Origin of the sequence: Vibrio spartinae (assembly GCF_024347135.1) — a bacterium.
GTDB classification, from domain to species: Bacteria; Pseudomonadota; Gammaproteobacteria; order Enterobacterales; family Vibrionaceae; genus Vibrio; species Vibrio spartinae.
Genome location: NZ_AP024907.1, coordinates 1,244,879 through 1,265,608 on the forward strand (window position 1 = coordinate 1,244,879; position 20,730 = coordinate 1,265,608).

At 43.1% G+C, this 20,730-nt stretch carries 17 protein-coding genes and 2 pseudogenes; 9 read left to right on the plus strand and 10 right to left on the minus strand.

Annotated elements, in window-relative coordinates; genetic code table 11:
- The first annotated feature begins 47 nt into the window (after positions 1-47).
- A complete protein-coding gene (locus tag OCU60_RS05700) occupies positions 48-200 on the plus strand; it encodes a hypothetical protein (RefSeq protein WP_159439473.1) in 153 nt (50 codons plus the stop codon).
- A 54-nt stretch (positions 201-254) separates the two neighbouring features.
- Here OCU60_RS05700 and OCU60_RS05705 read toward each other — a convergent pair whose 3' ends face one another.
- The 4 genes from OCU60_RS05705 to OCU60_RS05720 form a co-directional block, all read right to left on the minus strand.
- Positions 255-638: a Rid family detoxifying hydrolase gene (locus tag OCU60_RS05705; RefSeq protein WP_074373660.1), complete on the minus strand. Its 384-nt coding sequence runs from the start codon at positions 636-638 to the stop codon at positions 255-257.
- A 47-nt stretch (positions 639-685) separates the two neighbouring features.
- Positions 686-1,900 (minus strand): aromatic amino acid transporter, encoded by a 1,215-nt coding sequence (locus tag OCU60_RS05710; RefSeq protein WP_074373661.1) that lies wholly within the window; start codon positions 1,898-1,900, stop codon positions 686-688.
- Positions 1,901-2,017: 117 nt separating this feature from the next.
- Complete coding sequence (gene tnaA, locus OCU60_RS05715; protein WP_074373662.1) at positions 2,018-3,436, minus strand: tryptophanase; 1,419 nt, start codon at positions 3,434-3,436, stop codon at positions 2,018-2,020.
- Positions 3,437-4,665: 1,229 nt separating this feature from the next.
- Positions 4,666-5,580, minus strand: coding sequence for a LysR family transcriptional regulator (locus OCU60_RS05720; RefSeq protein WP_074373663.1), 915 nt, complete (start codon positions 5,578-5,580; stop codon positions 4,666-4,668).
- 354 nt (positions 5,581-5,934) lie between these two features.
- Here OCU60_RS05720 and OCU60_RS05725 point away from each other — a divergent pair, with 354 nt between their 5' ends.
- The 7 genes from OCU60_RS05725 (at position 5,935) to OCU60_RS05755 (ending at position 13,875) form a co-directional block, all read left to right on the plus strand.
- Positions 5,935-7,461 (plus strand): ABC transporter substrate-binding protein, encoded by a 1,527-nt coding sequence (locus OCU60_RS05725; RefSeq protein ID WP_074373664.1) that lies wholly within the window; start codon positions 5,935-5,937, stop codon positions 7,459-7,461.
- Between the two features lie 86 nt (positions 7,462-7,547).
- Entirely contained in the window at positions 7,548-8,465 is a 918-nt protein-coding gene (locus tag OCU60_RS05730) for an ABC transporter permease (protein WP_074373665.1), read from the plus strand.
- A gap of 14 nt (positions 8,466-8,479) precedes the next feature.
- Positions 8,480-9,373, plus strand: coding sequence for an ABC transporter permease (locus OCU60_RS05735; protein ID WP_074373666.1), 894 nt, complete (start codon positions 8,480-8,482; stop codon positions 9,371-9,373).
- A gap of 12 nt (positions 9,374-9,385) precedes the next feature.
- Positions 9,386-10,375, plus strand: a complete 990-nt coding sequence (locus tag OCU60_RS05740; RefSeq protein WP_074373667.1) for an ABC transporter ATP-binding protein — start codon at positions 9,386-9,388, stop codon at positions 10,373-10,375.
- Positions 10,375-11,202, plus strand: coding sequence for an ATP-binding cassette domain-containing protein (locus OCU60_RS05745; RefSeq protein WP_205410505.1), 828 nt, complete (start codon positions 10,375-10,377; stop codon positions 11,200-11,202). The genes OCU60_RS05740 and OCU60_RS05745 overlap by 1 nt, the downstream gene beginning before the upstream one ends.
- A 94-nt stretch (positions 11,203-11,296) precedes the next feature.
- Positions 11,297-12,706 carry a M20 family metallopeptidase gene (locus OCU60_RS05750; RefSeq protein WP_074373669.1) on the plus strand — a complete coding sequence of 470 codons (1,410 nt, stop codon included), beginning with the start codon at positions 11,297-11,299 and terminating at the stop codon, positions 12,704-12,706.
- Positions 12,703-13,875 (plus strand): M20 family metallopeptidase, encoded by a 1,173-nt coding sequence (locus tag OCU60_RS05755; RefSeq protein WP_083602689.1) that lies wholly within the window; start codon positions 12,703-12,705, stop codon positions 13,873-13,875. Before OCU60_RS05750 ends, OCU60_RS05755 begins: the two co-directional genes overlap by 4 nt.
- A gap of 15 nt (positions 13,876-13,890) precedes the next feature.
- On the opposite strand, the pseudogene OCU60_RS23010 reads toward OCU60_RS05755, so the two are convergent.
- Together OCU60_RS23010 and OCU60_RS05760 are read right to left on the minus strand one after the other, a co-directional pair.
- A pseudogene (locus tag OCU60_RS23010) lies at positions 13,891-13,977 on the minus strand (SAM-dependent methyltransferase); the annotation flags it as partial.
- Positions 13,975-14,196, minus strand: a pseudogene (locus tag OCU60_RS05760) (transcriptional regulator); the annotation flags it as partial. The pseudogenes OCU60_RS23010 and OCU60_RS05760, both read right to left, overlap by 3 nt.
- Positions 14,197-14,833: 637 nt before the next feature.
- On the opposite strand from OCU60_RS05760, the gene OCU60_RS05765 reads away from it, so the two are divergent.
- Positions 14,834-16,051 (plus strand): patatin-like phospholipase family protein, encoded by a 1,218-nt coding sequence (locus OCU60_RS05765; protein ID WP_074373670.1) that lies wholly within the window; start codon positions 14,834-14,836, stop codon positions 16,049-16,051.
- Positions 16,052-16,268: 217 nt separating this feature from the next.
- Here the strand turns inward: OCU60_RS05765 and OCU60_RS05770 are convergent, their stop codons facing one another.
- The 4 genes from OCU60_RS05770 to OCU60_RS05785 form a co-directional block, all read right to left on the minus strand.
- On the minus strand, positions 16,269-16,865 hold the full coding sequence (locus OCU60_RS05770; RefSeq protein ID WP_074373671.1) for a hypothetical protein: 597 nt from the start codon (positions 16,863-16,865) through the stop codon (positions 16,269-16,271).
- Between the two features lie 203 nt (positions 16,866-17,068).
- Positions 17,069-18,700 (minus strand): methyl-accepting chemotaxis protein, encoded by a 1,632-nt coding sequence (locus OCU60_RS05775; RefSeq protein ID WP_074373672.1) that lies wholly within the window; start codon positions 18,698-18,700, stop codon positions 17,069-17,071.
- A gap of 131 nt (positions 18,701-18,831) precedes the next feature.
- Positions 18,832-19,980 carry an MFS transporter gene (locus OCU60_RS05780; RefSeq protein ID WP_074373673.1) on the minus strand — a complete coding sequence of 383 codons (1,149 nt, stop codon included), beginning with the start codon at positions 19,978-19,980 and terminating at the stop codon, positions 18,832-18,834.
- 1 nt (position 19,981) lies between these two features.
- The gene (locus OCU60_RS05785; RefSeq protein ID WP_074373674.1) at positions 19,982-20,428 is read right to left on the minus strand and encodes a MarR family winged helix-turn-helix transcriptional regulator; all 447 of its coding nucleotides are present in this window, start codon (positions 20,426-20,428) and stop codon (positions 19,982-19,984) included.
- Positions 20,429-20,730 lie beyond the last annotated feature (302 nt).

Genomic DNA, 20,730 nt, shown 5'->3' on the forward strand with positions numbered 1-20,730 from the left:
GGATAGAATATGCAACTGGCATTAAATGTGACAAGGCATAGTCAATCATGAACTCAGCACTTCTCTCGCTTTTAGAAAAGAAAAGCACTTCGGAAAACGATAAATCGCAATCGACGTTGGCTGACAAACTATCAAGTGTCATGATGTTTGGCGCGACACTCGCTGTCGTTGGTGTGCTAGGGCTCGTTTACATTGCATAAATTCAAATAAAAAAGACGCGGCAAGCGTCTTTTTTATTCTCTAGAGAATCGCGCTTACTTGGTCGCTATCACTTCAATTTCTACTTTTGCATCCATCGGCAGGCGAGCGACTTCTACGCATGAGCGTGCTGGGAAAGATGCGTTGTGGCTTTCAAAGAATTCGCCATAGACTGTGTTGACGAGTGGAAAGTCATTTAAGTCTTTGACGAAAACCGTCGTCTTAACGATGTTGCTTGCATTTAAACCGGCTTCTTCAATGATAGACAAAGCATTGTTTAACGATTGCAAGGTTTGCTCTGTGATATCTTCAGGCATCTGTTTCGTTTGTGGGTTAATGGGTAATTGCCCCGAGGTCATGACCATGCCACCCAGATTGACGCCTTGTACATAAGGCCCGATTGCCAGTGGTGCCTTTGTTGTGTTGAGTATTTCTGCCATTGTAATTCTCCTCATTCGTGGTTTGTTATGGGGGTAATAAAATCGACTTATCCGCTGAATGTCGGTAATAGATTCATCATTGACATAAAGTGGAATACTGCGGTTGCGATACCAAATACGATCAGCATACCGATAATGGCGTTGCCACCCGGGGCCATAAAACCTTCTCGACCACCTTCTAAAGTTCGTGATTTACGGGCCAATAATGCTGGAATTAAACAAGCCCAGATCGTTGCTGCCGCACCTGCATAGCCAATCGCCACAACAAAGCCGAATGGGAACAATAGAGAAAGAAGAAGTGGTGGAATAAAGGTCACGGCCCAAGTTTTGGTGCGGCCTTGTTTGCTGTCTTCAAATTTAAAAAGGTCTGCCAGAAAATCAAAAACACCCAAGCCGACACCGATGAACGAAGAAAGAATGGCCGCCATTGAGAATGTGTTGATTGCGTGCGATACCTTGTCTGAATCAATCACAGAGCCTAACGCAGCCAATAGAACGTCAACATTACCACCTTGGGCAATCACTGGGCCGAAATTGCTACGTGGTAGGTTACCGTAAATACTGACCATCCATATAAAGTACAGACATAGCGCGATAACAGTACCGCCCAAAATGGCGTATTTTGCGCGATGTTCACTTCCGTAGTAACAACGCATACTGGCCACTGAGTGATGATAGCCAAATGACGTTAAGGCGATAGGTAACATGGCCATAGCGTAGGGGGCGTAATTGGATTCTTTGCTGATGCGGTCGAACAGTACGTTCGCATCGATGTTGACGGCTAAACCAGAAATACCGAATACGAAACTCAGAACCATAAAGGCAATCAAAACAATAGAGATCCTGTCGACGGCTCGCGTAGAGTGCCAAACGAAAAGAGAAAAAATAGCCACAAACAGGATTGATGAGATTTTATTATTGATGCCTAAAGCACCTTCCAAAATTAAACCTGAAGACGTGATGTAAGCATAAAGTAAGATACCGCCAACAAAATAAACCGCTAAGTTATTAATTCGGTTGACGTTATCGCCGAGAATATCTTTGGTCACCGTGTTGAAAGACACTTTAAGATCGTAGCGCTTGAATGCTTCCAATAGCATCCAACCTGAGAGTGTCATCATGATCATGGTGAAGGTAATTGCGATAAGAGACCAAGTTGTCCAAGCGCCCGCTCCCGCACTCGGTAAACCTAACATGCCAGCCCCCACACAGACGCTTGCGATGATACAAGCTCCGCCTATTAAAGATGGATTATTGTTCATAATCGTTACTCTCATTTAAGTTTCATGTTGAGGCCAAAAGCCCGCTAAATTTATAGATTTTGTTTTGCTCGATTTAGAGGGAAATAGCGCGCCAATGAGGCGCGCTTGAGTGAGTGATTATTCAATTTCTTTCAGACGAGCAGTGAAGTGGCGTAGCACGGGTGGTTCGTAGGTGAAATCCAGCCCCTTCACGTTATGAGCATTCTTTTTGACTTTCTCAAACGCTTCGATAACGAAGTCCATGTGCGTTTGAGTGTAAGTCGCGCGAGGAATCGTCAGGCGTAACAACTCAGCAGGGCAAGGGTGCTGTTGGCCCGTTGCCGGGTCACGGCCTAATAGTAACGAACCGATTTCCACCGCGCGGATACCGGCGACTTTGTAGAGCTCACAAGCCAAAGCATGAGCTGGGAATTGATGTGAAGGGATATGAGGTAATAGTTTTCCTGCATCAACGAATGCGGCGTGACCGCCGGCTTGCTGACACACAACCCCAATGGCTTCCAAGCCATCAACAAGGTACTGAACCTGACTGATACGGTACTCTAACCAGTCCTGACGCATGCCATCGTAAAGGCCGACCGCAAGTCGTTCCATGGCACCGCCTTCAAGACCACCATAGGTAGGGAAACCTTCTTGAACGACACAAAGTGTACGACATTCAGTGTAAGCGTCCATCATCGATTCATCTTTGAAACACAACAGTCCGCCCATTTGAACCATTGCATCTTTCTTCGCTGACATGGCTAAGCCATCTGCGTATTGATAAGTTTCACGCGTGATTTCTTCGATCGTCCAATCTTGGTAACCGGGCTCACGTTGTTGAATAAAGTAAGCATTCTCGGCAAAACGCGCTGAGTCCATGATGACAGGGATATCGTAACGTTGAGCAATCGTGTATACCGCTTTCAAGTTCGCAATAGAGACCGGCTGCCCACCTGCCGAGTTACAAGTAATTGTGCTGACAATGTAAGGAACGTTCGCGGGTCCCGCTTCTTCAATCGCCATTTCAAGTTTCGCGATGTCAAAGTTACCTTTGAAATCGGCATTGACAGACGTATCGAACGCATCTTCGGTATAGACGTTTTTCGCCACACAGCAGTTAACCTGAGTGTGACCTTGCGTGGTGTCGAAGAAGTAGTTAGACAGTGCCACCATTTTTGAACGGTCTAGGCCTTTTTCTTGTTCACGTTTTTTAATCAGAACAGGAATATAGATTTGTTCTGCACCACGACCTTGGTGCGTTGGAATCGTTAATTCATAACCGAAGATATCTTTTACCGCATTCGCAAGCGTGTAGTAGCTGCGGCTGCCACTGTATGCTTCGTCGCCCATCAGCATTGCGGCTTGCATTCTTTGAGTGATAGAGCCGGTGCCGCTGTCAGTGAGCAGGTCAATGAACACATCATCACTATCTAAAAGGAACGGGTTCATACCTGCTTTAAGGATGGCTTCTTCACGATGTTCACGCGTGGTACGTTTTACTGGTTCAACCACACGAATGCGAAATGGTTCTGGTAAGTGTTTAAAGTTTTCCATGATAATACCTTTGAATAAATTAATTTTCGTCAGGCGATATTATTCGGCACCCGATATATATTTAGGGTGTAAAATATCGCGCTAAATAATTAGCGATGAATTTAGAATTAAATAAATCTATTCCCAAACAACTTGAAGATTCAGGTAGGCGGCAAGTGAGCGAATCCCCATGAGCATAGAAACACTATGTGATTGGGGTGAACGAACGTAGACAACACCGCTGTAACTTCAAGTGGGACGGGTATATTCGAAATAACGAAACCACAACTTTAAATTAATAAAGATGAGTGCCAGTATCGAAAAACGATATCAATAGATTTAGTGTTGATGCTGATTGTTTAATCGATTCGAAAGAATGCAGAAACAACCAAGAAGGTTAGGCGTGTGTAAAAGAAGGTAAGATTGAGATTTGATAGTCGTGCGTGTACCAAGCTAGGGAGCTTGACCATAACTTATCTTGAATTTTTAGATTTTTACTCATATCTAAATCCGCTGTGAGTTATAGCTGGTTGACTGATAGATGGATTCTCAACCAAGTTTATTGGTAAGTAAATTGACTAAAATAATAATTGTGACTTAAGTCATTAAATTGAACATGGAATAAATTATATTTCATAAATAAACAGGTCGAGGATAAGAAATTTTATGACGGAAACAAATTGAAATAGAAAAATGCATTAAATATTAATAATCTTCTATAAAATACATCGATATTATTAATCGCTGCTTGATGCATTTGAATGCCGCTGTTCTTTTTGGCATTGAGGGTGGGGGCTTCGGTGACTTAGATATCAATAAACATCGCTGCCTATCACTCCGCTTTCAGCCGCTCACTTTGATGCACGCGCATCAAAGTTGTTTGAGGTGTGTGGCTATTCATCCTTTTGCTCCCGACTCCTACATATAGTTCGTATAAGATATTGTATGTTCATTTTTTATGTGTGTTCATTTTTTAATAATGTTCAAATAAAATGAACGGATGAAATTAATGAACAAAGGTTCAATCCTAGCCTACTTCAAAGGTAGCATACTGTGATTTTCAGTCTTCTTGGCTTAAGTGGAACCGTCCCTTTTGGGAAAAAAATAGGCAGGGATGATGAAAGTATAACGTTAGATGAAGATAGCTTTTTTATCGCCGATATTCAGAGCTTTAGTACTCGCCACCTATTCTGGTTCTATTATTGTTAAAGAGACTTCTGGTTCTACTACTGCGCAAATATTATTTCTGCCTACAGGTTTGGTTGTAACTGAACCGTTAAATAGTCCAAGAATGACTGTACGGCTTTAGGCAGTGTGCGTCCTGCTAAGACCTGTACTTCTGTGTTCCGAATGCCCATCATTTTATCGGAAATCGGGATCGCTTTAACGACGCTGTTGCTAATGAGGCGACGCACTGAAATCTCGCCAGATAGAGAAACCCCTGAACCATTGATCGTAAATTGATTGAGCGCAGACATATAAGTGCTCACCAGAGCGGCTTCGTAGCTAAGCTGCTGTTGGCTGATACAGATATCAAAGAGCTGTCTCAGCGTGGTATCTGGGTATGGTAAAGCCAATGGATAAGCGACTAATTGTGCGAGAGTAATTCGTTTTTTCTCTGCTAATGGATGTTTGGGGTGAACAATTGCCAATATCGGAGCTGGTTGAGTATGGACCACGCGCAATTCTGGCGTGGGAGTCAGGCTGAATGCGATGCCAATATCGGCATCACCATTTCGAATGGTGTTAGCAACTTCATGGGGGGAATACACGTCAAGCTTGAAGTGAATCCCTGAAAATTGCTTACGGTATTCAGCAATGACATAGGGTAGAAACTCCATTGCGAATCCCTCTGTTGTGGCAATCGATACGGTTCCCTTTTGCAATCCTTCGAGCGCGTTAATTTCACCAACGATTCTATCTGTCTCCAGTAAGACCTTTCTTGCATAAGCAGAAAGGAGTTCTCCTGCAGCACTTAAAATCATTCCTCTCGGTCTTCGTTCAAATAATGGGGTGCCTAGATGGTTTTCGAGGCCGGATATTTGCCTACTAATCGCACTTGTTGCCACATTAAGGTGCGATGAAGCTTCACTAATAGAACCACATCTCGCTACCTCAAGGAAGTAGCGTAATGCGGGTGCGGTCAATTGATGAAAGGTGGCCATAGTATTTCCTTCGAATGACTAACCATTATGGTGCCCTATTATATAGCAAGATCGTTGCCAAAAAAGCAATGAAAGTATGCTTATTCTCTAATTGTGGCATGTAAAATAATCACCTAGTATCGAATGAAGCTTAGGCGATGAGGCGTTAAATGGAGCACCTTAGGGAGCGTGAGCACTATAGCGTCAGCAAGTTTATCACTGAGGAAATAACCTGTTGGAAATATGTACGTACAGTTATTTCCGGCTCACTTCTTGCCTCTTCCTCCTTAGATACTGCCCAGAAGTCGTTTGGTGTTTAGGTTATTAAAGTAATAACTATTGGTGTAAGAGTTATCACAGTATAAGGAAATACGTATGTCTCTTTTGAAAAAAACTGGACCATTTGCTATTGCTTCGATTCTAGTCATGGGATCGCAGTCGGCTACTGCCGGTAAGTCTGATGATACCTTGGTGTATGCTTCGAACAGTTGGCCTGAAAATATCAGCCCTTATCATAATAATTTGCGTGAGGGGGTTATTCTCGGTCATCTCGCTTGGGATACCTTAGTGTATCGTGACCCTGCTTCAGGTAAGTACCTTCCAATGTTAGCGACTGACTGGAAATGGGTCGATAGCACCCACCTTGTGCTTAATTTACGCCAAGGTGTGAAATTTCAAAATGGCGATCGTTTTAGTGCACAGGATGTTGCATTTACCTTCAACTATGCACTGACTCCTGAATCTAAGGTTGTCACGCTCCAAAATATTAGTTGGATTAAACATGTTAATGTTTTGGATGATTACAAAGTTGAGTTCGAACTAGATAAGCCGTTTCCTGCTGCCTTGGAATATTTAGCGGGTCCACTACCGATTTACCCCAAAGAGTATTTTGAGAAAGTTGGATTGGTCGGATTCAATAAAGCTCCCATCGGTACGGGCCCCTATCAGATCACGAAGGTGATCAATGGGCAAGAAGCAGATATGAAATTAAATGCCAATTACTTTAAAGGTAGTCCAATTGGTAAGCCCAAAATTGGTAAACTTAAATTTGTTTTGATTCCTGATCCCGAAACACGTTTAGCTCAATTGATGACTGGACAAGTTGATTGGATTTGGCGCGTGTCTTCAGATCAGGCAGACCAATTAAAAGCGATGCCAAATTTATCGGTATTAAGTAGCGAAACGATGCGAGTTGGCTTCTTAACCTTAAATAGTTTGGGTACCGATAGAGAAAACTCCCCATTTAAAGATCTTAAAGTTCGTCAAGCTATCAATTACGCCATCAATCGAGATGGTTTGGCTAATCAACTCGTCCGGGGCGGCAGTCGTCCACTCTACACACCTTGTTTCCCTGACCAGTTCGGTTGTCAAACCGATGCGGCGGTTAAGTATGAGTATTCACCAGAGCACGCGAAAAAACTATTGGCAGAAGCGGGTTATCCCGATGGATTTGATACCGATATTTACGCTTATCGTGACCGAGATTATGCCGAAGCTGTGATTGGTAACTTAAGAAAAGTGGGGATTCGCGCTAAGCTCCATTATATGAATTATGCTGCACTGCGTGATGATATGCGCGCGGGTAAGGTTCCTATGTCATTTCAAACATGGGGGTCGTATTCAATCAATGATGCGTCGGCCATCATCAGTGTCTATTTCAAAGGTGGGTCGGATGACCAAGATAAGGATCAAGAAGTCAAAAGTTGGTTAGAGATTGCAGATACTTCGGTTGATCCCGAGGTTCGTAAAAGCTACTACAGCAAAGCGATTAAGAAAATTTCTCAACAGGCGTACTGGGCTCCAATGTTCTCCTATACCAGTAACTATGCATTTACCTCAGATTTAAATTTCACCGCTTATCCAGACGAATTACCACGTTTTTGGGAATCGAGTTGGAAATAGTCTGATGTCTTGAAGGCGTGTTAGTCAGGGCATTCGTTATTTTGATCAGTTTAAGCTGATCAATTGTAGAAATATGGAGGTACACCATGTTGGGATATTGTATGCGGCGTTTGCTGATGGCAATGAGTGTGGCATTCACCGTATCGGTTGTCTGTTTTATGCTGCTCCATCTTTCTGGTGATTTAGCAACCGCGATCGCTGGTCCAGAAGCAAGTAGCGATCAAATCGAACAGATTCGTGTTCAATTTGGCTTAGATAAGCCGATTTATGTTCAGTACGTTAGTTGGTTATGGGGGGCGCTTCACCTCGATTTCGGTGACTCCTATTATTTTCCAGAAGCGGTGATTTCTCTTATTGGTGAACGGCTACCCGTTACACTAACGTTAGGCGCGGTCGCGCTTGGTGTTGCAACCTTGGTTGCCATTCCTTTGGGGGTGATTGCTGCAATTAAACAAGATACGTGGATTGACCGTCTGGCACTACTCATCGCAGTGTTTGGACAAGCCATGCCGAGCTTTTTCTTCGGTTTAGTACTTATCATCGTTTTTGCCGTCAATCTTCACTGGTTGCCAGCCGGTGGTACCGGAACATGGCAGCATTTCATCCTGCCTGCTGTGGCTCTGGGGTATTACGCCACGCCATCGATCATGCGTTTGACCCGTACCGGCATGCTAGAAGTGTTAGGTTCAGATTACATTCGTACCGCTCGAGCGAAAGGGATCAGCGAAACACGAGTCGTCCTGAAGCATGCTCTCCGTAATGCGGTGATTCCTGTCGTCGCCTTATTGGCAGTTGAATTAGGCTTTATGCTCGGTGGTTCTATTGTTATTGAATCGGTGTTTTCTCTACGCGGCCTAGGTCAGCTTGCTTGGGATTCAATTGCTCGCAACGATTATCCGGTTGTTCAAGCCGTGGTGCTACTTATTGCAGTGTTCTATATCGTGTTGACCTTTTTGGCTGACTTACTCAACGCTGTGCTTGACCCTAAACTACGTATTGCCTGAGGAAGGAGAGGATAATGACGGTTATGACGATGCCAACACATCTCCCTGAGATACCACCGTGGCGCAAAGCAATACATCATTTGTTTGGCCATCATAGTTTGACACTTGGAACGGTCATTTTGTTACTAATAGTGGCTGGTGCGTTATTTGCGCCCCTTATTGCGCCCTATGACCCATTTGATCAAGATGTGATGCGTCGAATGCTACCCCCGTTCTGGCATGACAACGGTAGCTGGGAACATATTTTGGGGACAGATAAACTTGGTAGGGATTATTTTTCTCGCCTACTATATGGCGCTCGGATTTCTTTGGTGATTGGTTTTGCAGCTGCGTGTATTTCGGGTGTTATTGGCACGACTTTTGGCATTTTAGCGGGCTACTTTGGTGGCCGAACGGATGCCGTGATCAGTTATCTCATTACAACGCGCCTCTCTATGCCTGTGATATTAATAGCATTAGCAATGTCCTCGTTAGTGGGGGGCTCACTGGATGTCGTCATACTACTATTAGGCTTTCTATTGTGGGATCGCTTTGCTGTTGTGGCACGGGCTACGACTCAGCAGCTAAGAGACGCTGAGTTTATCGCGTCAGCGAAAGTACTCGGCGCTTCAACTCGTTACATCTTGATTCGCGAGTTACTGCCAAATATTTTAAGTCCGTTAATCGTTGTTATCACATTAGAAATGGCCCATGCCATCCTGCTTGAAGCAACGTTGTCTTTCCTCGGCTTAGGCGTTCAACCGCCATTGCCATCTTGGGGGTTAATGGTCGCTGAGGGTAAGGCATACATGTTTTTTCAGCCATGGGTTATTGCTGTTCCAGGAATCGCACTAATGATATTAGTGATGGCCATTAACCTCGTTGGTGATGGTTTGCGTGATCTCAATGCACCCACTAACCGTAGTTAAGTCGGAGGTACTATGGAAGCGTTACTTAAGGTAGAAAATCTGCGTGTAAGTTTACCAACGGCAAACGGTCAGCTAAATGCTGTACGCGGTATTGATATTGACGTTGCGAAAGGGGAGATGCTGTGTATTGTTGGCGAATCAGGTTGTGGTAAATCGATGACGTCAATGGCGTTAATGGGGCTACTTCCTAAAAAAGCTCAGGTTGACGCAAATAAAATTGAATTTGATGGTATCGATCTACTCAATGCCAATAAGAAACAACGCAGTGCGCTACGTGGGATGCGCATGTCGATGATTTTTCAAGAGCCGATGACGTCGCTTAATCCATCTTATAAGCTTGGTGACCAATTATGCGAAGGGGTCATTGCGCACAAAAATATTTCACTGGCCGAGGCAAGAAAGCGAGCCATTTATTTACTCGAACGAGCAGGTGTACCTTATCCCGAAGAGCGTCTAAATCAGTACCCACATCAGCTTTCTGGTGGCTTACGCCAGCGGGTGATGATTGCGATGGCATTGATGTGTGAGCCTGATTTAATTATTGCTGATGAGCCAACCACAGCATTGGATGTCACGATTCAGGCGCAGATTTTAAAACTGATTCGAGAGCTACAACGAGAATTTGGAGCGGCGGTTATTTTTATCACTCATGATCTGGGTGTGGTGGCCCGCATTGCTGACCGCGTTGCTGTCATGTATGCGGGGCAAGTGGTAGAGACGGGGTCGGTGAAATCAATTTTTGCTGAGCCTCAACATCCTTATACTCAGGGATTACTCAGTTGCATTCCAATTCCAGGACTTACTAAGCCGGGAGAAGCGCTAGCGACCATTTCTGGTGTGGTTCCGAGCCTAATCGGTGAGAGTAAAGGTTGTGCATTTGCAAATCGTTGTGAGCGAGGTACTGAAACATGCCGCTCTCAGTCCCCCGAGTTAATTACGTGTGGTGTTAATCATACGGTGCGATGTCCAATCGCGATACACCAGTTACAGGAGGCTTCATAATGGATTATGCGTTAGAACTCTGTTGTCTTTCTCGTCATTTTGAGATGAAAAAAGGGATGTGGGCTAAAAAAACTCGGTTTACCGCCGTAGATAACATTAACCTGAGGGTAAAGCCGGGTGAAGTCGTGGGTTTAGTGGGAGAGTCAGGATGTGGGAAAAGTACTCTTGCTAAGATGATTCTTGGCTTGCTTGAGCCGAGTGATGGGGATGTGCTGATTGCTGATAAGCAGATTGATTTATCAAACCGGATGGCGTTGGCAAGAATGATTCAGCCGATTTTCCAAGACCCATACTCATCGCTGAACCCACGCAAGAAAATCTACGATATTATTCGTTTGCCGCTTAAATTACATAAAATGGGCAGTAATAGCGAGCAAGATCGCGAAGTGCGACAAATCGCCCAAAAAGTTGGATTACCTGAACGTCTGTTGGAACAATTTCCCGGGCAGCTTTCTGGTGGGCAGAGGCAACGAGTGGCGATTGCCCGAGCGTTAATCATCAAGCCCCGAATCTTAGTGTGTGATGAGCCAACATCGGCATTAGATGTATCCGTTCAGGCGCAAATTCTAAATTTGCTGTTATCACTAAAAGAAGAGTTTGGTTTAACGTATCTCTTTATTAGTCATAACTTAGCGGTAGTAGAGCACTTAGCAGACCGAGTGGCTGTTATGTATCGAGGTCAAATTGTTGAACGAGGTGATGCACAACAGATCTTTCATCAACCTCAGCATCCATACACTAAAGCGTTATTGGCTTCAATTCTCACACCCGACCCAGACTTAGGTTTGCCAGAGCTTGAAGCGATTAGTTGGCAAGAGGCTAGCTAACGACTTGACCACAATAAAAAACTAATTATCCAAATGTAATGATCACGGACTTTGAAAAAGTCGGTGAGGAATTTCTACGCCTTGAGGAGCGCTTATGAGCCGTCAAACTGCAATTCAAAACGTAACAGAACATTATAAAAGCGGCGCCTTTATTGCTGATTTACGTCAGCGTGTGGCGATTCACAGTGAAAGTCAAACGCCAAAGGGATATCCATACCTTACCGCTTATCTTGAGTCGAATATTGTTCCGGTACTTGATTCGATGGGCTTTAGTAGTGAAATTTTTCCTAATCCCATAAGTCATGATTCACAAGCGTGGCCATTTTTGGTCGCGGAACGTATTGAAGACCCTTCGTATGTGACGCTGCTAACTTATGGTCATGGCGATGTGGTCATGGGTTACGACAATGAGTGGCGAGAGGGATTATCTCCGTGGGATATCGTGGTGGAAGGGGATTTCTGGTATGGCCGTGGAACCGCGGATAATAAAGGTCAGCATTCCATTAACTTAGCGGCATTGAATACGGTATTAGGGCAAAAAGGTAAGCTTGGGTTTAATGTTAAGATCTTATTTGAAATGGGAGAAGAAGCCGGTTCACCCGGTTTGGCTGAGTTTTGTGCGGCTAACCAGCAACGGTTGTCAGCGGATTTATTTATTGCCTCTGATGGTCCTCGAGCGGCGGCGGCGTTACCGACGGTTTTTCTGGGTTCGAGAGGGTCGCTCAATTTCGATCTCAAGCTGAAGTTACGTGAAGGTTCTCATCATTCCGGTAACTGGGGCGGTTTGTTAGCAAATGCCGGAACAAGGTTGATGCATGCATGGGCATCGTTGATTGATGCAAATGGTAAAATTTTAGTGCCAGGTTTGTTGCCCAGCGAACTGCCTCAAGCAGTAAGAGAAGCGGTGAAAGATATTCCTGTCGGAGTGGGCGATAATGACCCTATTCTCAGTGAAAACTGGGGCGAGCCAGGCTTAACGTCTGCTGAACGTGTTTTTGGTTGGAATACGTTAGAGATTCTTGCGGTAAAAGCAGGTAATCCTGACGCGCCAGCCAACGCAATTCCGGGAGAGGCGAATCTCCATGCCCAAATTCGTTATGTGGTTGGCAGTGATGCAGATAACTTTTTAGAGTCGATCCGTGAGCACCTTGCTCAACATGGCTTTGGTGATGTACTCGTGGAGGCGTCCGGTGTGGCGCGAATGGAAGCAACGCGTCTCAACCCTCAAGATCCTTGGGTTGAGTGGGTGATGGGCTCGATCTCTGAAACCACTCATAAGCGCCCTGCATTATTACCTAATTTAGGTGGTTCACTACCTAATGACTGTTTTGCCAATATTTTAGGTTTACCAACGGTATGGGTTCCCCACTCTTACCCCGCATGCTTACAACACGGACCTAACGAGCATCTACTTGGTTCTGTTGCGCTTGAAGCGTTGCAAATGATGACCGGTCTGTTCTGGGATTTAGCTGAAGTCGGTAAAGTGATTAAGGAACAACGATGATGAACTCAGACCAAATGAAAGACTGGTTGCAAGAATGGCTTGAAAACAAACAAGAGGAGATGGTGTTGTTTCTTGAAAAACTGGTCAATATTGATTCTTATAGCCACGATCAGGAAGATATTCATTTAATGGTTACAACGCTATATGACTTCCTATTTCAAGCCGGTATTCACGTTCACGTTATCGAAGAGTTTGATTCGTTAGCGGTGAAAGCCTCAGTCGGTCATGTTGCTGGGTCGTTAGTCTTTCTTACTGGCCATCTTGATACGGTATTTAAAAAAGGCACGGTCAAACAGCGACCATTTTGCCTTGAAGAAAATAAGGCTTACGGCCCAGGTGTGGCCGATATGAAAAGTGGAATTGTGATGAATGCCTTCATTCTGGTTGCGATGTCTGAACTAGATAAAGAACTGGAAAGTGGTTTGCCCTTTAGTGTGACACTCTTTGCCACGACAGATGAAGAGATTGGTTCGCCAAAAGGTCGCCATTTAATCGAAAAATACTTACCTAGTGCAGTGGCTGTGTTTAATGCGGAACCGGGACGTATCAGCGGTAATCTTGTCGCTGCACGCAAAGGTGGTGCAAGCTATCAAATTGATATCAAAGGCAAGGCCGCTCATGCGGGTGTGAGTCATGCCGATGGCATCAGTGCGATAGAAATTATGGCTCATATCATAACCAGAATTCATCAACTTACTGATTATCAGCAGGGTATTACCACGAATATTGGTGTTATTGACGGAGGGACGACACCGAATACGGTAGCCGAGTTAGCGACTGCCAAGCTCGATGTCCGTTTCATGACATTGGAACAAGGGGTTAGTACGGCACAACAAATTGAGCAGATCGTGGCACATCACGCTGTCAATGGTGCGCAAGCCAGTCTAATCCAGTTGGCAAACTTCTTGCCATTTGAGGTCAACATGAGCGCGCAGTTATTAACTATAATGCAGCAAGAAGCCCATCAGCTTGGGTTCTCAGTAGACGGTGAATATACAGGCGGGTGTTCCGATGCCGGATGGACAGCATCAATGGGAATTCCAACCATCTGTGGGACAGGGCCTGTCGGTGCTTATATGCACACAGATAGAGAGTATTGTTTGGTGGACACCTTTGTGGAGAGGGCAACGCTTGTTGCAAGGGCAACCATAGCGGTTGCCCTGAATTAGGTTTATCTGAATATATTAAATCACTCTGCAAGCAAAATCTTTGAGATAAAAACCTTCTGGATAAGCGGAGTCGGTCGGGTGATCAGCCGCTTGTTCAAACAATAGTTGCTTGATGATCTTGTTCGCTTCGGTTTTGCGTTCCGCTGCACTTATTGCTTTGGCGTTTTTTGAGGCTTTCGATCGAGTTGGAGTATTAAGTTGCGATCGCTCTTCGCTCGAATAAGTTGCATTCTTCCCAGTCTTGGGCTGCTGTTGATTTCGGCTTGCTCTTAGGCGAGCCACCGTATCTTGTACGGACTCTTTATTGCTTGGCTTATGCATAGAAAATAAGCGGAAATAAGAGGAAATAAGCAGGACACGCACCTCAAGGAGTGGATTCGCTTAGAGGTTGCAGTCGTTCCAGGTCTTCTAAACTAGCTCTCGATGTGAATTATTTTTTGCTCGATTTTATGTTGGGGTATTGAATAATTAAGGGCAGTTTTGCGTGCCGATAAAGATGAATCATCAGTTTGAATGGATGATGAATGCCAGCAACTGAATTGATATTGAACGGTATTGTTCAGGAAATATGAACCCCAAGCATTCTCTGCTTTTTGAGTTGTCATGGATGCTATCGGGATGATGATAGATGAGTCTTATCGTGGAGGATTGAGGCTGGATAGGGAATCGATTCAACCGCTGATTCCGAGTGAGTTCAAATTTATTGGTCATCAATGGTCAGACTGATTTCATAATGATGAGAGATTGATTAGAGCGGGTGTCCTTATTTTTTTCTTATTTTTTTATCCTTATTTTGTTTTTGTCTTTTATTTAACTACCTAGCACCTTGACAATTACTTATTATTACCTACTTTTTTTATATCAATTAAAAATTATTATCGGTGTAAGTGTTTATTAAATCATTTACACCCCGCCTGCTATATTAACAGTAAACACATTAATTAAAGGAAAGGAATAAATGGAAAACGCTACAAAGAATGTCGCCTTTGTTATATCAGGAGCTGCTGCATTCATACCACAAGAACTTGCTTGTATTCGAGCAATCATGGAAGCCAAGTATCCCGGGGCTACAGAAAAAATAACCCCAGCAATCCTTGCAGGAACCAGTTCTGGCTCAATATGTACAATTCTGGTCAATGGGATTATTAATGGAAAAATCACCTGGGATCAGGTGGAAAATGACATTATTCCAGCGATCAAGAATAATAATATTTACGATAATGAACTATTTCTGCAAGCCCTATTGTTTAACGCGATTCAAACCATTATTGCGGGATCAAAATCAAGTAAAGACACTATTCAGTTGTATAACGATGTCGTTGATTTATTAAAAAATTACGCATCCATGACGTGGCGGCAAGTTTTGGCGAAGTTGATTTCTATTTTTGGTGAATCGGTTAAAGAATATCAAGAAATCAGAGCCTTTGCTAACGATGTTGCCACATTAATTCAAAAGGTTAAGCACTATGATTATGAAGCGGTGAAAGCGGCTTACCAAGCCATTTTGGAGAATATAGGAAAGGGTTATGTCTTGGATACCGCTCCGCTGAAAGTCACCTTAGAAAAATATATTAATAACGAAATGGACTTCGACACCATCGACCAGCTTCCTTGCCGCACGCTTATATCAGCAGTTTCGGTAGCTGATGGCAGGGAAAAAAGATTCGATAGCACAAAAAATGACGATAAAGGCACAAATCTGGTCGATATCATTTTAGCTTCCACGGCTATTCCTGTAGCATTCCCCGAGCGTGCGGTAAACACACAAATGTATGTTGATGGTGGCACGGGCACTGATAATTTCCCTGTTCCGGATATTATGGGTACTGGAGAAAAGTTTGACGAGGTGTACGTCATTACCCACAAGAATGAGACACTGCTTGGCAAAGCTATCGCTCACAACTACACTTGGCTGCCTATCCTGTCGAATTTATTTTTTGCCTTGGCCGTTCAGGGGGGAAACACGGTAACTTACCAGATGGCTCAATCTCTCAGTATTGTTAACAATCCTCAAAATGCTTACTTATATATGCCTAATTTCGATCAGAATTTTAGTATGCTTGATTTTGACTCCATGCCGGAGCAATTAAAAGAGTCAAAAGAATATTGTGAGAACCATTCTCCTGAAAAAGTTGTTGACGTCTTAAAGCGTATTAACTTTCCAGTCCCGATCTAATTCACACCATAAACAATAGACGAATTTGGCATTGAGTATAAAATATGGGGTGTCCTGCCTTTACTGCACACTTTCGGTATAGGCATAAGATTTGGTAGGGCGTGTGTCCTCGTAAGGTTCCCGCTCGTAAGGTTCAATCATCAATAAAGCTATTGTTTAAAACGCAAGCAAACCTAAACCACCGCATTTTAGCGGTGGTTATTAAAGTTTCGCTCAATCAGTTTTTAACTTCAACCAGTGTCGAGCAATGAATTCTTTCCACATAATCATCGCCATAATCTTTATAGGTCATCCCTGATAGGTAGCTTCCTTTCGGGCAATAGGTATTCCCTGTATATTTTACATGTTCCCAACTAACACCTTTCACGGTACGTTGAGCGACTTCTAGGCAGCGAAAAGCCTCGACACTATCATCATTTGAATCCGCGTAATATAACTCAGTGATAATACTATTGTTAGGGCAAAGATAATTTTTAGAGCCCTTGCCATCCATTTGTATTTTGGTTTTTCTATAATCTGCCCATCCCCAGCTTGGTTTTTCATACTGAAATTTTTCGATGCTCCGGTCACTGTCTCCAGCACCGTATACGGCATTAATACCACCGTTTACCCCATACCAACCTGTTCCTTTGCCATTCATTTGTTTCCAATATGAAGATGCTTCCTGACCAGATTTAGTGGCGATGGAAGGGGAAGAAAAATAGTCCACTGTACTGGGGAAATCTTCATAACCTTCTTGGCTCTCGCCTGCAAATGTGTTCATCGATACGCAAAGAATTGTACCTGCCATCATGAGTTGTAATTGTTTTTTCATTTTTTTAATTTCCTTATTTGATTATCAAGAGCAAAGGCAACTAGTTGCATTTGTTCTTGTAGTCTATAAAAAAACATGTTGATTTTTGGTATCACCTTGGTATCAGTTTGGTGTTATTTTTGTTTTAATTTTGTAATGTGCAGCCTGTAATACGGACTTTAGCCCTAAAAAGCCGAATCACTATTCATAGTGTGTGAACACTTTTATTTGAGCTGAAAGCGTGAAGATACCTCGCTTAAGCTCTGACTCGTGGACTTGAGTTCCTCACTGAGTTTTTCAGTGTCGTGTACACTATGGTGAATGTCCTGAGACATTTGGTGAATCTGGTGGATGCTGTGCGCTAACTCTTTCGCTACATCCAGTTGTTGCTCGGTTGCCGCAGCAATCATGTGGCTCATGCCATCGATGGTCGTCGCAGAGGTCATGACATTCCCAATACTTTCTTGGCTGCTGCGGGCTTTTTCGAGCCCTGAGTGCATCTGATTTTGGCTGATCTCCATGGTGTTCACGGCTTGATCGGCATGGTTTTGAATGACATTAATGGTCTTATTGATCTCATCGATAGAGTCTTGCGTTTTTTGCGCTAAGGAGCGAATTTCGTTGGCAACTACTGCGAAACCCCGTCCGGCTTCTCCTGCCCGGGCAGCCTCGATAGCGGCATTGAGTGCTAATAAATTGGTTTGCTCTGTAATATTGCGAATAACTTGAGAAATCATTTCAATGCCTGCACTGTCATTTTTCAGCGCTTGAGTCACGACAGATGCTTGGGAAATGGCGCCAGAAAGCGATTCGGTTTGGTTGAGCGATGCTTGGATCACTTCTTGGCTGTTGATCGCATGATCTTTGACATCCGCTGCACTTTGGGCGGCTGTCACTGTATGCTGAGCCACGTCGGCAAAGCTGGTTTGTAATTGCGACATCGCCGATGCCACAGTGCTGATTTCGCTTTTTTGTTGATCGAGACGCATTGTGGTATTTGCCATTCTTTCCAACATGATTTGGCTGGCATTCTCGACAGTCTGAGTATTTTGCTGCACGCCCTCAGCTAATCGATAGATACCTTGTTGCATTTGGTCAAATGAATGAGCTGCGCGTCCTAATTCATCGTCAGCAAACTGGGTTAATGCTAAGCGAGTGCGCAAGTCCCCTTTTTCTACCGTATTCATCTGCTCAATCAGCACCCCCAATGGTTTATTGACCTTACGCATCAGTAAGACACCGAAAACGACCAAAAATAGCAGTAAGATTGTCCCAACGATGGCCTCAACCACAATCGCACGTTCCATGGCTCTGGATTCTTCTTCTTTCATCTGAACGCCTTGTGCCAATAACTGTTGTTGTAAGTCACTCAGCGAGTCGACAATGGTATTAAAGGGCGCGAGCATGGGGCCTAGCATTTCTGCGCGTGCTTTATCTATGTCGCCTTGGTCGATCAACGAAAGGTAGTGGTTTTGCATGTCACGATAAGCATTAATGCGCTTTTTAACCGTTTTCATAAAGGATTTCATTTCTGCCGTATCTGCCACGGCACTAAAACGTTGCAACGATGCCGCGACTTTGTTGTCGTTTTCATCGATGGTTCTTTGAATGTCCTGGTGAGCACTTGCGCTGATGGTTAGCCCGTAATCCAAGGCGAAACGACGGTAGGTGACCGTATAAAAGCGCAAATCCGAAAGGACGGATTGTACCTGTAAGTTATGGGTGACAAGCGTATTGAAGTGATCGCGTACATGACTGATTACGACAAACAGGTAGATACCGACAGCAAGTACCATGGTGATGGCGATGCCAAAACCCCATTGCATAGCTCTGGCAATTGATATTCTTGATAACATGCCTATTTCTCCTCATAGACTGATAATGAGAGGGATTATCAAGAATTTGTTTTAATAAATAAAATATATTATAGAGATTAAATCAATAGCTTTTGCCTATCAACGGCAGGGCGTGTGTTCTGATAAGACTCTCATTTGTTATTTTCAAGTGCAATAGAAAAAGGGATCTTAATCAAACTAATTGTAAGTACTAAAGCCATAATCATTGCAATATAAAATGGAACTTGCATCCCATTTAAATTAAAAATTGACTGAAGGTCATCTGTAATGATTGGTGATAGGAATTGACCTAAATATAACATAGCACTCATAATTGCCATGGCAGAGGTCATGTTCTCTTTTTTTACATGTAAAGAAATTTGTGAATTTAGTATTGGCACCATTATGCCAAGTCCTATTCCAATTGCGGCCAACCCGGAAATGACCAATAATATATTGCTAGTCATACTCAAGCAATAAAGACCAATAGTAAGTACACCTGATCCTAAAAACTTAGAATATCTATGGAATCTTTTTAGCAGTATGGATAATGTCATCCCAACAACAAATGAAACAATTGTTTGCACTGCCATTAACAGCCCTATAAAAGATGTTGGAACAAGCTGTTCATTAGACATGACAATTGCAAAATTTGAGGGTACAGTATAGAAAATTATCATAGTAATAAACATGCAAATCACATAAGGTGAAATTTTTTTAATTTCATCAATGTCAATTGTTGTGCTGCTTTTCCTTATTTCTGTTTTGGGGAGAAATATAATTACCAAAATGAGAACAACAATCCCCACTAAATAAATAAAGAAACTATAGCGCCAATTTAATGCCACTAGATATCCTGATAGCACTGTTGCTATAATTCCCCCTAAATTATTCATTGCGGATGAATAGCCCATAAGTTTTGATTGTTCTTTTTTATCGAAGTAAAAAGCAATCAGTCCAGTGGATAACGGCATGATTAGTCCAACACCGATACCTAGAACCGCTCTGAATGCTAAAACTTCATATATAGTATTTGCTAATCCCGCAGCATTTCCACCGATTATATAAAGTAACAATCCAGTGACAGCAATGGTTTTTGATGAGAATTTATTCGCAATTAAACTAAATAATAGAGATGTTAATATTATAAATAGTGCAGGAAGTGTGATTACCAGCTGAATCAATAATGTGTCTGTATTATGGAAGTACTGTGCGATCTCGCCTAACGCGGGCGCTACTGCTGCACCTGACATTACTGTGACCAAAGATAACGATAAGATCGTTAATTTTAACTTTCTCATTTCATTTGCCTTTTGTTTCTCTCAAAGCATTCTCTGACATCAACATAAGCTTTTTGATGATGACATCACGTTCCATTTCATCCATTCCTTCAGAAATAATTTCTGTCCACTTCTGAAGAACAGCAAGAACCTTTGGCTGGATTTCAATTCCTTTATTTGTCAGGCGAATATGGTACGCACGTTTATCCTCTTGACTCTTTTCTCTGAAAATTAATCCTTTCTCCTCCAGTTTTTTCATAACCCGTGTTGTGAGGGCATCATCAATATGATTTAAATCAGATAAATATTTTTGGTTACACCCTTCACCATCACCAGTGAGGTTCGCTAAATAGAAATACTCTGATGAATTGATGTTATAAGCTTTTAATTCTCTATTTATATATATTTGAGCTTGTCTATGAAGAATCGAGATCCATTTACCAATACTCTTCCTTTCAATATGTTCCATAATGAATTGCCTATTAGTTGACTAGTCAGGTATTTATAGATAATTTTACCTGACTAGTCAACTAAAATATTGGCCTTTTACATATCTTGAGATGATCGGTTATTAGATTTATGAATTATTTCATGCACATAAAGAGTGCAATAGAGGACACACGCATTTTAGATGTACTACCGCAAAAAAGTACCTGGGGCGCAGACGATCATGTTGAAGGCATTGATGAAATTGGCGTGTCCCAAATTACAACCTCAACATTTTACCTCCCCAGCCACGGGCTCCGAAAGGGAGGGCAGGGCGTGTGTCCT